The 14,525-nt window shown below is 35.8% G+C and carries 12 protein-coding genes and 5 pseudogenes; 4 read left to right on the plus strand and 13 right to left on the minus strand.

Features of this window, described 5'->3' with window-relative positions; all coding sequences use genetic code 11:
• The first annotated feature begins 117 nt into the window (after positions 1-117).
• The 3 genes from OVA33_RS01780 to OVA33_RS01790 all read left to right on the plus strand — a co-directional run bounded on the left by OVA33_RS01780 (position 118) and on the right by OVA33_RS01790 (position 1,243).
• On the plus strand, positions 118-561 hold the full coding sequence (locus OVA33_RS01780) for an Rrf2 family transcriptional regulator (RefSeq protein ID WP_071181553.1): 444 nt from the start codon (positions 118-120) through the stop codon (positions 559-561).
• Positions 562-654: 93 nt separating this feature from the next.
• Positions 655-828 (plus strand): hypothetical protein, encoded by a 174-nt coding sequence (locus OVA33_RS01785; RefSeq protein WP_223255072.1) that lies wholly within the window; start codon positions 655-657, stop codon positions 826-828.
• 73 nt (positions 829-901) lie between these two features.
• Positions 902-1,243, plus strand: a complete 342-nt coding sequence (locus tag OVA33_RS01790; protein ID WP_015239219.1) for an MmcQ/YjbR family DNA-binding protein — start codon at positions 902-904, stop codon at positions 1,241-1,243.
• 263 nt (positions 1,244-1,506) lie between these two features.
• On the opposite strand, the gene OVA33_RS01795 is transcribed toward OVA33_RS01790, so the two are convergent.
• On the minus strand, positions 1,507-1,932 hold the full coding sequence (locus tag OVA33_RS01795; protein WP_017419214.1) for a MaoC family dehydratase: 426 nt from the start codon (positions 1,930-1,932) through the stop codon (positions 1,507-1,509).
• A gap of 125 nt (positions 1,933-2,057) precedes the next feature.
• Positions 2,058-2,435: pseudogene (locus OVA33_RS01800) on the minus strand (cystatin-like fold lipoprotein); the annotation flags it as partial.
• A gap of 225 nt (positions 2,436-2,660) precedes the next feature.
• On the opposite strand from OVA33_RS01800, the pseudogene OVA33_RS01805 reads away from it, so the two are divergent.
• Positions 2,661-2,765 (plus strand): annotated as a pseudogene (locus OVA33_RS01805) (esterase); the annotation flags it as partial.
• 615 nt (positions 2,766-3,380) lie between these two features.
• Here OVA33_RS01805 and OVA33_RS01810 read toward each other — a convergent pair.
• The 11 genes and pseudogenes from OVA33_RS01810 to OVA33_RS01860 form a co-directional block, all read right to left on the minus strand.
• Positions 3,381-4,784, minus strand: a complete 1,404-nt coding sequence (locus tag OVA33_RS01810) for an MFS transporter (protein WP_021495073.1) — start codon at positions 4,782-4,784, stop codon at positions 3,381-3,383.
• Between the two features lie 38 nt (positions 4,785-4,822).
• Positions 4,823-5,022: pseudogene (locus tag OVA33_RS01815) on the minus strand (BCCT family transporter); the annotation flags it as partial.
• A 30-nt stretch (positions 5,023-5,052) separates the two neighbouring features.
• Positions 5,053-5,181, minus strand: coding sequence for a hypothetical protein (locus tag OVA33_RS01820; protein WP_223204396.1), 129 nt, complete (start codon positions 5,179-5,181; stop codon positions 5,053-5,055).
• Positions 5,138-5,293 (minus strand): annotated as a pseudogene (locus OVA33_RS01825) (tetratricopeptide repeat protein); the annotation flags it as partial. The gene OVA33_RS01820 and the pseudogene OVA33_RS01825, both read right to left, overlap by 44 nt.
• Before the next feature lie 472 nt (positions 5,294-5,765).
• Positions 5,766-6,290, minus strand: coding sequence for an NAD(P)H-dependent oxidoreductase (locus OVA33_RS01830; protein ID WP_025650426.1), 525 nt, complete (start codon positions 6,288-6,290; stop codon positions 5,766-5,768).
• 977 nt (positions 6,291-7,267) lie between these two features.
• Positions 7,268-8,443 carry a Rap family tetratricopeptide repeat protein gene (locus OVA33_RS01835; RefSeq protein WP_128974181.1) on the minus strand — a complete coding sequence of 392 codons (1,176 nt, stop codon included), beginning with the start codon at positions 8,441-8,443 and terminating at the stop codon, positions 7,268-7,270.
• Positions 8,444-8,828: 385 nt separating this feature from the next.
• A complete protein-coding gene (locus OVA33_RS01840; protein WP_025649941.1) occupies positions 8,829-10,007 on the minus strand; it encodes an Abi family protein in 1,179 nt (392 codons plus the stop codon).
• 175 nt (positions 10,008-10,182) lie between these two features.
• Positions 10,183-10,563 carry a cystatin-like fold lipoprotein gene (locus OVA33_RS01845; protein WP_025649942.1) on the minus strand — a complete coding sequence of 127 codons (381 nt, stop codon included), beginning with the start codon at positions 10,561-10,563 and terminating at the stop codon, positions 10,183-10,185.
• 62 nt (positions 10,564-10,625) lie between these two features.
• Positions 10,626-10,967: pseudogene (locus tag OVA33_RS01850) on the minus strand (hypothetical protein); the annotation flags it as partial.
• A 183-nt stretch (positions 10,968-11,150) separates the two neighbouring features.
• The gene (locus OVA33_RS01855; RefSeq protein WP_050586602.1) at positions 11,151-12,161 is read right to left on the minus strand and encodes a bifunctional lytic transglycosylase/C40 family peptidase; all 1,011 of its coding nucleotides are present in this window, start codon (positions 12,159-12,161) and stop codon (positions 11,151-11,153) included.
• On the minus strand, positions 12,158-14,518 hold the full coding sequence (locus OVA33_RS01860) for a CD3337/EF1877 family mobilome membrane protein (protein ID WP_025649945.1): 2,361 nt from the start codon (positions 14,516-14,518) through the stop codon (positions 12,158-12,160). The genes OVA33_RS01855 and OVA33_RS01860 overlap by 4 nt, the downstream gene beginning before the upstream one ends.
• Positions 14,519-14,525 lie beyond the last annotated feature (7 nt).

Here is a 14,525-nt window from a genome sequence, read left to right on the forward strand (position 1 = left end):
TTTGTCAATACTTTTATCATCTTGTTAATTGAGCATATTAGAGTAAAAGAACTTGTAATACATTCAGTTACAAGTGTACTATAAAGAGTGTAACGTAATTAGGATGGTGAAGAAATCATGTCTATTAGCAGCCGTTTTGCTGTAGGAATTCATATATTGGCTCTTATTGAAATAAATGAAGACGGAATTAGCACTTCTGAATTTTTAGCTGGAAGTGTAAATACAAATCCCGCCTTAATAAGAAAAATTATGGGGATGCTGAAAAAAGCAGGTTTAGTAAATGTACGGCCAGGTATTGCAGGAGCTGAATTAGCGAAGGATTTAACTGAAATCACCTTACTTGATGTTTATAGAGCAGTTAATGTTGTTCAAGATAAAGAATTGTTTAGTATACATGAAAATCCCAATCCTCAATGTCCTGTAGGCCGGAACATTCAAAGTACAATTGGTCCAATATTTGAACTCGCCCAATCTGCCTTGGAAAAAGCTCTTGGACATATAACAATTGAGGATGTGGTAAAGGATATTATCGAAAAAGAAAAATCGGCCAATAATTGTTAAATGATTCACAGAAAATCTTTTATCAGACTGGGGATAAGAAAAATGGCTTTTTCATGAACAAAAAAAGAGCAGACATAAAGTCTGCTCCTTTTGATGAAAGATTTAGATTACGGTAAGGGATATAAATATGCTCATGATACAGAGGAAAAATTAACGACAATGCAGACGATGCCAGATTCTTTAATAGGGGTGAGTATTACTATCCAACAACTCAAGGTTCAGAAGCTAAGTTCAAACAAAGACTTGAGGAAATCTCGGATTGTATAAAAGAAACCGCAAATCTTAGTTTGAACAAATATGTTCTGTATATAAAAATAATGAGGTATGGAGTGAATTGATAATGAATTATGATGAAATAAAAGATTACTGTCTAACCTTTCCAAACTCTTATGAAGACCATCCTTTTGGAGATGGTTGGACTGCAATTCGGCACAAAGGGAATAAGAAAATATTTGCACTTATCTTCACTCGCGACGAACACTTATGTGTCAACCTTAAATGCGAACCTGAAAGGGCTGATTTTCTACGTGGTCTTTTTGAAGAAATCAAGCCCGGATACCATATGAACAAGGAGCATTGGAATACTCTTACCTTAGATGAGGGACTCCCAGAGCACCAAATCCATGACATGGTAAAGTACAGCTTTGAACTGACAAAACCAAAAAGTAAAAAGGAAACATAACATCGAAGGATAGAACGCTCATTATAGATATTCATCCGGTGCAATGATACAGAGAAATATGCAAAAAACCTCAAGGCAGCAATGTTTAAATTCGTATTTACGAGATGATTTTTTCGTTATTGTTAGTCCTTTGTTTCTTGACATAGGTTGAACAAATAAAAAAGAGCAGACTCAAAGTTCACTCAATTCATTAAGATGATTGCTTATTTCATCCAGACACCTATAAAAAATGAAAGGTGACGATGATATGCCACAAAAGTCATTTAGCGTTTCATTAATACTGATAACTCACCTTCAAACACTTTTTCTTCTTTCTGATTATAGGTAGATAACAATACAGTAAGTATCCCCGTCTGGCTTTTATTTGGTTTTTTATCAATAACCTTAACAATAGTGTGCAGTTTATCATTAGGGTAAACGGGTGCTAGGAATTTTATATTATTCATTCCTGTCCCAGCAATAATATCGTCTTCATGACACCCTTCTTCAATCCAAAGCTTAAAAGTAATAGATAACGTTTGTATTCCAGAAGCAATAATTCCATTAAATCTGCCCATTTTTGCTTTTTCTTCATTTAAATGCATGTATTGTGGGTCATACACTTCTGCAAAATTCATTATATTCTCTTTTGTTAATTCAAAAGATTTAGTTTGAAAAACCTGCCCGATGGTAAATTCATCCAACTTCATAAATAAATCTCCTTGAATCTAAACTTTATTATTAAATCTACGTAGCATTTTAACATACTGGCTCTCACACAACAACTTAACGGTGAAACAATTGTTCCCCTATCAGGAATGAACAAGCACATTGTTTTTGTTTCCTTGCTTTTAACCTCTTTATAATCAGGTGTTTTCTTATAAAGACCAAGGCGGTCGCCATCACTATCACCCGGCATATGTGTCATTTCCTCATAAGAATCTCCAAGCTTCTCATAATAAAGAATAAGCAGTCAGCTCTTGCGAGAACTTTCTTCTGGCAGATAAAACGCAAGTTGAATATACTTCCCGTCATCATATACACGAATTATGGCGTTACCTCTTTTGTACTCATCTGAATCTGCTCGCATTTCTTTTCTGACTTTCTTCTCCTGCTTCATCACTTCATTAATTGCATTATCATATTTACTACCGCCGCACGCAGTCAGCAGAAGGATGAAGGTGACTGACAAATCATACGGCCTACTATACAGTAACAGATGAATTTTCCGCAAAAAAATACCAAGGGCGTCTACAACCCTTGGTAACATTGATGCAGCCGAGAGGACTTGAACCTCCAAGGGTTATTCACCCGCAGGGCCCTCCATCTATATTCATAAAACTATTGCTCAGTTGTCAGCATGTTAAGTAAATTACGAATTTCCTTGTTATAACTTTTAATTTCTTCTTCATTACAACCGGTTTTATCAAATACTGCATTAGGTATCATTCACGATTTCGTGATGCTCAACGCCTTAGCTAAAACTGAAGCTGCGCGCGGAGCAATTGATCTTGCCGCAACTTGGCTGCGTAAAGGGTTTTAATTCATCTATTGTTTCGTCACTTAGAGACTGCTGCAAATAAATAAAAAACAAACAGATCCACTCAAATAATTGAGTGGATCGTATATTGATTCAATAACTTATCGCAAATATATTAACGTTGGAATAATGGAACTTTTGATGAGCTTTTTAATCGGGCTGGTTATTATTTTGTTGTTGAGATGTCCCTAATTGAAAAGCTAACTCCACAACAAACTCCATTTTTTCACCAGTTCACCCTCTTCATATCCAAAAAACCTTTGTTGATAAAAACAATAGGATTATTAGTTAGCGTACAAGTTCTCGTTTTCTGCTTTGGGCCCCATATAGAAAATAAAAAGCCAGCTCTCCTTCGGGAGAAGAACTGGCATAACAAAGCTTCTTATTTCTTATTTTGCTGTATTGCTCGGACCTTTTAATTTCTCTTCGTTCTTGCGTCAATGTTTTATTATTAGGACACAACCAATAAAATAATGACGATCGAGAATAGCAACGCTGCTTTTGCAAAGCAGTAAGCCCTCCAGAATATAAAAGAGCTGCAGTCATTGCTGCTCGGATAATCCCAGCTTACTCTGAGTCTGTATTTCGAGTAGCCGGTCAATTAAATGGATGTTTTTTTCATTCCTTTTCTGTTTGTTCCATTTTCCACCACAGTGAATCTTTTGGATTTTCAACAGCTTCTTGAAACTCAGCTTTAGAAGCAACTGTTGGGTAAGAACCTTTTAAAGATTTACCTGAAGTATCTTTAAATAAGGTTAACACAACTATTAAGCCAATTAAACTAACTGCTAATAAATAGAAACCCGGCGCCAAATTGTTTCTTGTCACATGGGTTAACCAAGAAGCAACTAAAGGTGTTGTTCCGCCAAAAATAGAAACTGATAAGTTGAATGTCCAGGATAATGTTCGATATCTAATGTCAGTATGGAACAACGTAGGTAAAGATCCTGGCATAGTACCTTCGTATACAGATAATACAATACCTAACATTAAAAGTCCTATAAATAAGAATATTAGACTCCCCATATTAAGAAATTGAAAAGAGATAATCGAAAATACAATTCCTAATACTAATCCAATTGTTATAACTTTTTTATTTCCTAATTTATCTCCCAATTTACCAAAAGTTAAAGCGAACGGTACCATAATAATCAATACAATTGCTGTAACCGGTGTACTTATATTATCACTTATACCAAGGTTCTCATCTAAATAAGAAGGCATATAACCTAACAATAGGTAATTGGTTATATTGAAAAATGCCACAAATACGATACATAAAAAGATATCTTTTTTATATGTTTTAATGACTTCTAATAAACCTGGTTGTTGTTCTTGGTTTTCAGAGATGTCATTTTCAAAGATTGGTGATTCATCTAAATGACTTCTCAAATATAAACCAAATAATCCTATTGGAATACTTAAGAAGAAAGGAATTCTCCATCCCCAACTATTCATTTGAACATCAGATAAAGTCCAGAAAAGTACTGTAACTAAAACAGACGCTACTATATAACCAGATAATGTCCCGATTTCTAAACCGCTGCCTAACCTTATACGTTTATTATCTGGAGAAGATTCTGCGATATATACCATTGCACCAGCGTACTCTCCACCCACAGAAAAACCTTGCAGAATACGAGCTAAGAGTAATAATATAGGGGCCCATACACCAATCTGGTCATAGGTAGGAAGCACACCAATTATTAAAGTAGATAAAGCCATCATTAAAATAGTAATTGTTAATACTATTTTCCGACCAAATTTATCACCCACTTTACCAAAAATAATTCCGCCTACCGGTCTAAGTAAGAAGGCAATTGCAAATGTAGCAAAAGTAAATATTAACTTTAATTCATCGTTTTGAACCGGACTGAAAAAGTTTTTACTAATAATAACTGCCAAATAAGAATATAAAGCAAAATCAAACCATTCCATCGCGTTTCCTATCCCTGTAGCAAACACGCTTTTCTTCGCTTTTTGAATGTCTACAACGTTAATTTTTTTCTTGTTAAACTTCATTTAATAATATCGACTCCTTAATTATCAAATCCACATTATACAAGCGTATAAACGGTCCAAGCATGCAGTCCCAGAAATGTATAGCGTAATGCTTCTCTAAAAGTCTGGGGGTTTCTGTTTCACCTGATGGAGAGCTAACGGCATAGTGGATGATTGGTTCAACTGTACCTTAAAAGACTAGACGAATATCCATACCAGCGCCAAATAACATTGTAAACCAGGAAAGAAGGATGAAATTCAGTTTTTTCGCTGGTTTTCGTTACGGCGACTATCGACAAATAAGAACCAAGCAAAGTATTGTCCAGATAGTTTGAGTATTTTGATCACTTTGCAAATAAGTTATTGAAAATACACTACCTAAAATCACTGCAGCCAATAGACACCGGCTGATTTTCATCAATAATCTCCCCTTTTTTAATTTTCGTAGAGAGCATTAAGCTTCCTCGTTCATGAAAATAATCAACGACTTCAATCGAAAAATTTTCAACATCAGCAAACATTTTCCTCGAAGTCTTGGTATTCTTCCTTGCTTAGCAGCACTTTCTCTGCTTTGGCAAATTGGAGTTTGAGGCATTAGTAACTACCTATAATGATGAAAATATTTGTGCGATGTCTACTGCAGATGACTTACTTTAGGTAAGTGGGCAGTAGATCTTTTAAAAATAAGCACAAAAAATACCAAGGATCTCTTTATTACCCTTGGTATCATTGATGCGGCCGAGAGGACTTGCACCTCCACGGGTCATTCACCCGCTGGTCCCTCAACCTAGTAAAAACCTATCATGAGTTACAAAAGCTTTTATTCAAAGCATCTGTTTATTTTATTTATACTTATTTTCATCATTTTTCATGAATTCTGAGCACAAACTGGGCACCGATTAGAGACCAAGGAAATCTACATTTCATCAAGAAATATGTACTCATCGCCTTGCTGTAATTAGTTTCACATCATTTATTTCAGCTTTCCTCGCGTATACCGGATCAATGCTCAGCTTTAAGATAGTCAACCAATTTCTCCGCACTGTTCTTAACATCTTCTTTTGAAAGATGAAGTGTCCCATATTGTGTAAAGGCAGGAAGAAAACGCATTCCTATATAGCTAGCAGTGACTTGAAACGGTCTGATAAGCTCGCTGATCGTGATATTATATTCTCCGCCTGCTTGATAATCAGATTCCTGTGCGCCTAAGGAGATAGCTAAGAGTAGTTCTTTTCCATGCAATTTAGTACCTCCAGTTCCATAAGCCCAGCCATGTGTTAACACATCATCTTCCCATTGTTTGAGTAACGCGGGACTGCTATACCAATACATTGGGAACTGAAAAACGAAACGCTCATGATCTAACAGGAGCTGCTGCTCTTTTTCTACATCAATGATAAAATTAGGGTATTCACCGTACAGGTCATGAACCGTAATGTCATTCTCTTGCTTTAAACGATTCATCCAGGTTTTGTTGACAACAGACGTTTCCAACTTAGGGTGTATAACGATAACTAATGTTTTCATTTGACTGTTATCCTTTCTTCGCCGATTAGTTATTATTGCTTTGTGATAAAGAATTGGTTCTAATTTTAAAATAACAACTTATTTACACCTATTTTATCCTTTTTCATGAATTCAGGGCAACTAATTGGACACCGATTACATTTATAGCCCAAAAAAGGCTTAACCTTTTAAAAAAGATTAAGGCTTTTCAGTACCTTTATGCCCCTGCCCTATTATCTCGTGTCTAAATTCTAATAACTGATCATATAACAAGGCATCTTTGTTTTCCCTCCATGCTTAGCAATACTTCCTCTGCTTTTGCAAATTGGAGTTTGAGGCATTAGTAACTACCTATAATGATGAAAATATTTATGCGATGTCTACTGCAGATGACTTACTTTAGGTAAGCGGGCAGTTTGTGGATAGTAGATCATTTAAAAATAAGCACAAAAAAATACCAAAGGTGGTTAAACCCTTGGTATCATTGATGCGGCCGAGAGGACTTGAACCTCCACGGGTTATTCACCCACTAGGCCCTCAATAAAGTGATAGCTTATCAATAGTTACAAAACCCCGTCATTTCAAGCATTTGAAGCTATTCATTACATTCATTTACACCGTTTTATATTAATTTTGGGCACAAAATGGACACTCACTCACTTTCAAATTCAAAAGATAAAGGACTTGAAAATAAAACAATAAACAACACAATGATTATTTTATACGACCGATTATCTGACTGGAATGCGCTTAGGAGAAATTTTAGTGCTTCACGAGTAATTTCGGATTTTTAAACCATACCGTATTAAATCACACCATGGAGGAGTACACTGGGTAACATGGTCAAATAAAAAAGCTCTAACTAGTCCACAAAGGGTCTAGTTAGAGCTTTTTAGCGTATATTTTGTCCAAATCATTAAGCACCTACTCTGTCATCAGCAACGTGAAAAGGAGCTTTGATAACAGGGACATCATTTGTTAAAACCACTCCTGCAATGCTACCCAATAAAATGACTGTAAACAAAGTCCGGCTGATTTTCATTAATAATCTCCCCTTTTTTTATTTTTCGTCTTGCTTCAATACTCAGTCGATAATACTCATTGGAACGTGATAAATCCCCTTCCTCATAAAAATAATCCGCTACTCTGATAGCAAAATTTTCAATGTCTCCGAACATTCTTTTTTTATTCAGATACGAAAAGGCCTCTTCAATTAAAGAATATTCATCATCACTAAAATAAAGTCCTTCTATAATCTTAAACTTTGCTTCATATTCTGAATCTCCGTATTTCTTTGCGATAGATCGCCCCTTTTTTAAATAAAGTAAGGCTTCAGCCAGAGCTTTCTGTTTCGTTTTAACATTTACAATATTGAACAATGTTTTTGTCAAAAAGACGTGTTCAGTCTTTTCAAAAAATTCTAATGACGTTTGTAAATACTTAGCTGCTTTATCATATTCACCTATATAATCATAACAAATACCAATATTCATTTGAGACATACCAATCAAGTAATCCGCTCCAACTAATTCAGCTATACGCAATGTGTCTCTAAACACATCTAGTGCTCTTTCATAATCCAAAGAGTCAATTAAATTACCAGCAATTATATTTTGACATCTTATGGTTTGAACTGCATACGCATCGTACTGTTTGAAAATTTCAAGTGCCCGATTGGCATAATTTAAAGAGAAATAAGTTTGTTTCATATAGTAATACACATGGGCGACTTTGAAGAAGAACTCCGCCCTTTCAATTTCATCTTCCACCTCAAACAACTTTTTCTCCGCGATTCGATAAGCACTTATTGCTGTAGTCAGTTCTTTCCTTCTAAATTCATACATTCCCATAAAGAAATAAAAATAATACTCCAACATACCGGTTAATTGGCCTTGGGATTCAATTTCCCTTAGCGTCTCATATGCATTTTCCAAGCTATCCATATTCTTTGACTTCATATAGCTCAACATGATTTCATGTCTGAATTCTAGCAGCTGATAATATAATAGAGCATCTTGATTTTCTTCCATATTAGCTAGTTCAGCTTCAGCTTCCACTTTAATTCGTTCTGCTTCTTCAACCAAATCACTTTTTATCGCCATGTACCAAGCATTTAGTTTTTTTGTCACCAAATCATATGGAATTTTGCTTCTCTTTAAAAAACCCTGCTGCAAGAAAGCTCCCCCATCTCCACTAAATTGTTGGAATATTTACATTAATTGTATTATGGCAGATTAAACATTTCTTGACAAAGTTAAAATGTAAAAAGGTACGAATTGTCTATTGAACAAAATATTCTTTTCGTCTTTATTGCGGTTATTGTAAGACTTTTGTGTCTTGACAAGGATATAAAATTTTAGTGGAAATGGAAATAATCGTAACAGTTATCATTCACAAAAATTTTAAAAAAGTGCAAAGAACACGAAAAAGACACTACTCTAATGAATAGTGTCTTTTTCGGACTTTTAGTAAGCTACGATAGCTTAACACGCCGTCTTGGCTACGTTTTATTTTATGTAACAATCATAACACATATGCAAGTTAGGATCAACAATTAATTTAAATCCAATAATAAATATTAGCATTACCCATCCTATCAAATAAAGGAATTGCAATATTGCTTTTTGTATGGTAACGATACCTCCATAAAAACGATTTGATCTCATCTAAATTCACATACTGCTTTAAAACCTTTAAAACATCATACAATTTTATAACAAATTGTGATCTCATTGGTTTCAACCCTAATTGTGAAATTAAATGTGCATTAATTTTTAATCTTTTTGAAGTTCTAAAGCGATTAACCAACTCAAAATGTGCACATGAATTCCTTAATTCACGAATAATCTGTAGGGAGTTTAAAAACTTCTCTTTATCATGTGGCCTTAGATTAAAATCTCTTAAAATAGCATCAAGCGTACGCTTTTTTAACCCATATAACAAAGTAATTATATCATTAAACATCAACGTTTTTATAATGACCCAAAATGGAGGATTATTATATTCATTTATATAATTAAACTTAATTTTACATGCATCTATATAATTCAGTCCATAAATTCTTTCATCGTTTATATTTAGTGATATGGTAATAGGTCCTGAACGTGGAGCGTGTGACTTAATATGTTTAAGTAATGTTGATTGCCGTGAATTAAAAAAAGCACACTTTCCTTGAAGAACCTCATTTATTGACGTAGAAGCAAACCTTCCACTAAATTTCCCTTCCAATATAGTTTTTTTAGGTTCATAAGTTACTTTCCCAACAAAACTCCCTTTAAATCTCCCTTTATAATAATTATTCCTTAAGAAAAGTATGTGTTTATTAAAAGCTTTGACAATTGAGTCTGGGGCAGTTGTTCTTTCTGGAACAGAATAATTTTTAAGATTTATATAATTATTATTATCATTGATTGTTGAACAATGGTTTTTGCAAAAATGATAAGCGATAGAAGACTTTAATTTATTCTCTAGTTCAGATATTTTAGTAAATAAAAGGCTTGAAAATTTTTTATCAAATTCATAAAGATCTAGAAAGTCGTCGAAACACATATTAGAATAGTTTTTAGGTGGTTTTTTATGATCATCTAACAAAAGCGTTTCAAAACCATTAATTAAATTAAAATAATTTTTCTCCAATAGGTGTTTTTTAGCTTCCTTCATATTTTTAATAATCAAATTTCGGTCTTTTAATAAACGTATCTGATTTACTAATGTATTGAACTCCTTGTCCGCAGGCATTTGAATTTCTCCTTGTAGTAAGATGAGTTATGCTATATAGTTCAATTGTAACTTTAGATTATTCTCACAGCCCAATACTACGCTAATGTTTATAATATTATACCTATTTATTACATGCCAATTCAATGTTCATTAAGAATCTTTCTTTATTAATTAAAAAGAGTAGACATAAAATCTACTCTTCCGATTTTGTCTCTTCTCCTTTAACTTCTTCATAATCAGGTGTTTTCTTATACAAGCCTAAACGATCATGCTCTCCAGTTGAAGGCATATGCTCCATTTCTTCATAATCATTCCCCATCTTCTCATAGTAATCATACGTGGAATAATTGAGCGATCCATCATTATAGAAAGCAAGCTGAATATATTTCCCGCCATCATATACACGAATTACTGCATTGTCCCTTTTAACATCATCAGTATCATATCCATCTTTTATTAAAGAGTTTTTATATTTTTTTATTACATTATCAATTGCGTCATCATATTTATTTCCGCCGCACGCAGTCAGAAGAATCAGGGCGAAGATATTAAGGAAAGTAAAAAGGTTCTTCAAAATATGCACCCCCTCTTTTTTCAATATTCATTATACTCAAAATATATATGTTTTTCCACTTTTCATCCATTTCCTTTTACCTGTACATCATCTACCAGCCACTTGTTCTTTTCCTTCTTCATCTTTGTTTGGACAATCAGCACTTGATGACTGGTTACAGAGTTTGCAGTAGTTGATACCTCTACAATGTTCAAAAACAATTCAGTCGAATCATCAATCGGCTTTGAATAGCTTTCCAACGAACGTAATTTACTTTGTACACTGATAGAATGCTTTTTGTCAGATCGGGAAGGAAAGGCATAATCAAACCCTTTTTCCGTGGTATATTTTTTAACCGCTTCGTATCGCTTATCTATATCGCTGTAGTTCAAGAACGCTTCAAAAAAAGCATGATTTTCAGCAGCACCCCCTGATTCTGACTGACGTATTTCTTCCTTTTTAAGCTCTGCCTGCTTCTCTAAAAACCCTTGTCTCGCTTTATCAAATTCTTGAAATTTTGAGTAAGCAAGATATCCCATCCCACATACCAAAAGCAAAAACATCCCATAAAGAAGCCAATTCGTTTTTCTTGTCATAGAAACAACCTCCTAATTTTTAATGCGTCCAAATGAAACTAGATGACTGCGCCAGTAGCCGGATTTTAGATCAGAATACTGAATACCGCTGTCATTTGAATTAAACATCCTACCTTCACCGACATAAATGCCGACATGAGTAATTGCCTTTCCTTCATATGTGCCGCCAAAGAATACGAGGTCACCCGGTACGGCCTGTTTTTCACTGACCTTTTTCGTTGCTCCATGCTGTTCCTGCGCTGTTCTCGGAAGAGTGATGCCAGCCTTCGCATATGACCATTGAACAAGTCCCGAACAGTCGAAGCCGCTTTTCGGGTTTGAACCGCCCCACACATACGGCTGCCCTTCATATTTCAGAGCTTCTTTCATAATGTTTTCATAGCCATCTATTGCGCCGTCAACAGGTTTCACATCCTTATTAGAGCCTTTGAGATAACGCATCACATGATCTACATAACTCGGATCACCGTAGCTTTTCCAGCCCATCTTAATGGCTTGAAGACGACTGAAATCTAAAGCCAGTTTTTTTGTGTATTTGCCGCCGTGCTTCTTTACATATCCGATAAAGCCAGAGCCAAAGTTATACGATTGTAAAGCCAGCCGGACATCTCCTCCAGCTTCCTTAAACACTTTTTTAAAATGTTTGACACCAACTTCAATAGAGTATTCCGGGTCTGTAATAGTATTTGGCGGCAACCCTATGCTTTCTGAACTTTGCATAATATCTAAAGAACGCCCACCACTTTCCTGCATGGTGAGCGCCATAATCACATTCACTTGATCGTATACACCCTCTTGACGAGCGTATTTCTCAAAAGCAAAACGAAAACGTTCAACTTCCGGGGCAATGCCGACCATTTCAAACTCTCCATCTCCGCCCCCGATTTCATCGTTTCCAATGTCATGCTCTCCCGAAATCAACATGACGACAGCTACCGCCAAAAGAAAGAAGAGGATGACAGGAGTTGAACATATGAATATCCAAAGGTATGTTTTAGACTTCGACTTACTTAAAACCGTCATGTTCTTTCATCCTCTCTTAGTCTGTCTATGCCTTTCTCTGATGAGCGTCCGACAATATCATGCAGGGGAAGAGTTTCCACCTTATTAACCACTTTTGAACTATTACGCTTCAGCGTCAAAGGCTTTTCAGTGACCTTTTTTGGAACTTCACGATTTACGAATCTGCTTTCACCGCTAGAAGACACAGATTGTTTTTTCTCCATAGAAAAACCATCTGTTCGAACTTTTGAAGGTGTCTCAGATGGTCTTATAACTGGTTGATTCGGCTGTTTATTCTCCTGCTTAACAGTTGAATACGGAGTATATTGTGTTTCTTTCTGAACCTCTTGATAAGCCGGAGAAATGTTCTCCCGTTGCACTGCTGCCTGATGGTCATAACCCTTTGCCCGGTGCTCTCTTTCACTAAATTGTTGTTGGTCTGTTCGTTCTTCTTCCGTCATCGTTTCTTGATACAAAGGTGCTCTTTTTATGTTTTCTTCTTCCTGCTGATGAAGATTTCCGTTCGTCTCATGAGAAGCAGCATCGTACTCAACAAATTGCCTTTGGTCAGACCGGTCTTTTTCATCCATCTTCTCTTGAAGCATTGGTGCACGCTTATAAGCTCCTTCCTGTTCTTCTTTCAAAACATCATCTATCATAGGAGCTTTAACACCTTCTCGCCGCCAGTCTCTTGCAGAAGAGTTAAGCTGTTGTTTTTTCTGTAATTCACTCGGCGTTAATCTAGGCTGTTCTTTCGACATGTTTTGCGGCTTTCTTTCAAGTGCCTTTCTCTCTTCAGAAGGCGGGGCTACAGAAGGTTTTTCATTTTGTTGCGGCGTCCTCGAAATAGCTCCCTTGTTGAATCCAGTCACCATCCCCGGACTGTTTCCACCTGCACTCGTTCCCTCAGAAGATGGCGATTCTTGATCTTCGAATCCGCCTTTTCCTTTTCTGTTGCCAAACACTTTTCCAATTTGTCCAATTGCCCCAGATAGTCTGCCTGCACCTTTTTTTGCGGCTTCCCAAGAAGGCTGTACATATTCCTTTCTCATGTTGTCTACCATGTTATTATCAACAGATACAACTTTTCCGGCAGTCACAAATTGAACAATCGAATCTCTTTTCTTAATTGCAATCCACATTACAGCCGCCAATACTACCGTATTTAACAGGTACATTCCAAAACCATTAGGAGGGACGAGTGTATCAACCATGAAACAGAGAACATATACAAAAAGTATTAAAATGCTCAACATCGCTTTTAAAAGATAAACGCTTAGCAAACGTCCTAAAGCAACAAAACCTGACATAGCAAATTGCGGGACATAAGCAATAATAAAAGCGAACGGAATAAAAAATACAATCGCTAAAGCGATAATCTGTAATAAGAAACTAAGAAACGCCAAAGCAAGAAAAGGGATTCCAATTGCTATTGCCGAAACAACAGCTATAACCGATTCCCCCAACTGATTAAACACATTCCCGGAAGTCATTGTGTCATTGTTATATTTTTTTATTTCGGTTTCCTCTATATATTTCTGTTTTTCCTTTTGACCTTCGTCAGACAATTTATAGGACAACAGCTTATCAATACGACTTAATTCTTCTTTGCTGTCTCCTTTCTCATTGATTTTAGCCGCACTTGTTTGATCATAATTCACAATGAGATAGGGCTTTTTCAAGGCAATCTCAAAGTACACATTACGCATTACAGCGACTGTTCCTTCCATTTCCTTACCTTTCTCTATTTTTGAAGCATCAGCATAAATGCCCTCATTTTCTACTATTCCAATCAAACCGTTTCCTGCTTTTAACAGTTTCCCTTGTATCTCAACAGAAAGGGCATTCAATCCCTTCATGTAATAACCAGCGTTTGATACCCATAAGCCCCCAATAACTAATACAACAATAAAAAGAATGCTACGTCTCATAGCATCCTTCACACTTCCTCTTACAAAAAATAGGTACACAACATAACCGCCCACAAAGATAAAAAGCGCTTCCCCAAAATTCTTTTTCAGCGATTTATATACCGTTTTTGATACATTCGTGATGCTGTCCGCAAATTTATCTATCGGCTTAAGGTTATACATAATATCCATACCAGCATCGACCACACGAACGATATTCCCTGCAAAAGAAAACGTCACATTTGTCATCCCTACAAATGGACCTTTGAGCATTTCATCAGATGCTTCATTATTCGCCTGATACCGAGAAATCGGAAATCGTTTCGACTCTAGTTCAACGCCTCCTGACTTTTGGATTTTGGGCTGTGTGGTTGTATCTCCATCCGCCGCAATGGTAGATACTGCTGTTATGATAGTGATGAACAGCAAAATGACAGCTGACACTATAAGAATTTTTTTCTTTTTCATGTCGTTC

The sequence above is a fragment of the Bacillus sp. KICET-1 genome, assembly GCF_027721405.1.
Classification (GTDB): domain Bacteria; phylum Bacillota; class Bacilli; order Bacillales; family Bacillaceae; genus Bacillus; species Bacillus velezensis.

What these genes read in the sequence shown, in the direction of transcription:
- OVA33_RS01780 (WP_071181553.1), top strand. Translation starts at nt 118, where the DNA reads ATGTCTATTAGCAGCCGTTTTGCTGTAGGAATTCATATATTGGCTCTT.
- OVA33_RS01785 (WP_223255072.1), top strand. Translation starts at nt 655, where the DNA reads ATGAAAGATTTAGATTACGGTAAGGGATATAAATATGCTCATGATACA.
- OVA33_RS01790 (WP_015239219.1), top strand. Translation starts at nt 902, where the DNA reads ATGAATTATGATGAAATAAAAGATTACTGTCTAACCTTTCCAAACTCT.
- OVA33_RS01795 (WP_017419214.1), bottom strand. Translation starts at nt 1,932, where the DNA reads ATGAAGTTGGATGAATTTACCATCGGGCAGGTTTTTCAAACTAAATCT.
- OVA33_RS01810 (WP_021495073.1), bottom strand. Translation starts at nt 4,784, where the DNA reads ATGAAGTTTAACAAGAAAAAAATTAACGTTGTAGACATTCAAAAAGCG.
- OVA33_RS01820 (WP_223204396.1), bottom strand. Translation starts at nt 5,181, where the DNA reads ATGAAAATCAGCCGGTGTCTATTGGCTGCAGTGATTTTAGGTAGTGTA.
- OVA33_RS01830 (WP_025650426.1), bottom strand. Translation starts at nt 6,290, where the DNA reads ATGAAAACATTAGTTATCGTTATACACCCTAAGTTGGAAACGTCTGTT.
- OVA33_RS01840 (WP_025649941.1), bottom strand. Translation starts at nt 10,007, where the DNA reads ATGCCTGCGGACAAGGAGTTCAATACATTAGTAAATCAGATACGTTTA.
- OVA33_RS01855 (WP_050586602.1), bottom strand. Translation starts at nt 12,161, where the DNA reads ATGACGGTTTTAAGTAAGTCGAAGTCTAAAACATACCTTTGGATATTC.
- OVA33_RS01860 (WP_025649945.1), bottom strand. Translation starts at nt 14,518, where the DNA reads ATGAAAAAGAAAAAAATTCTTATAGTGTCAGCTGTCATTTTGCTGTTC.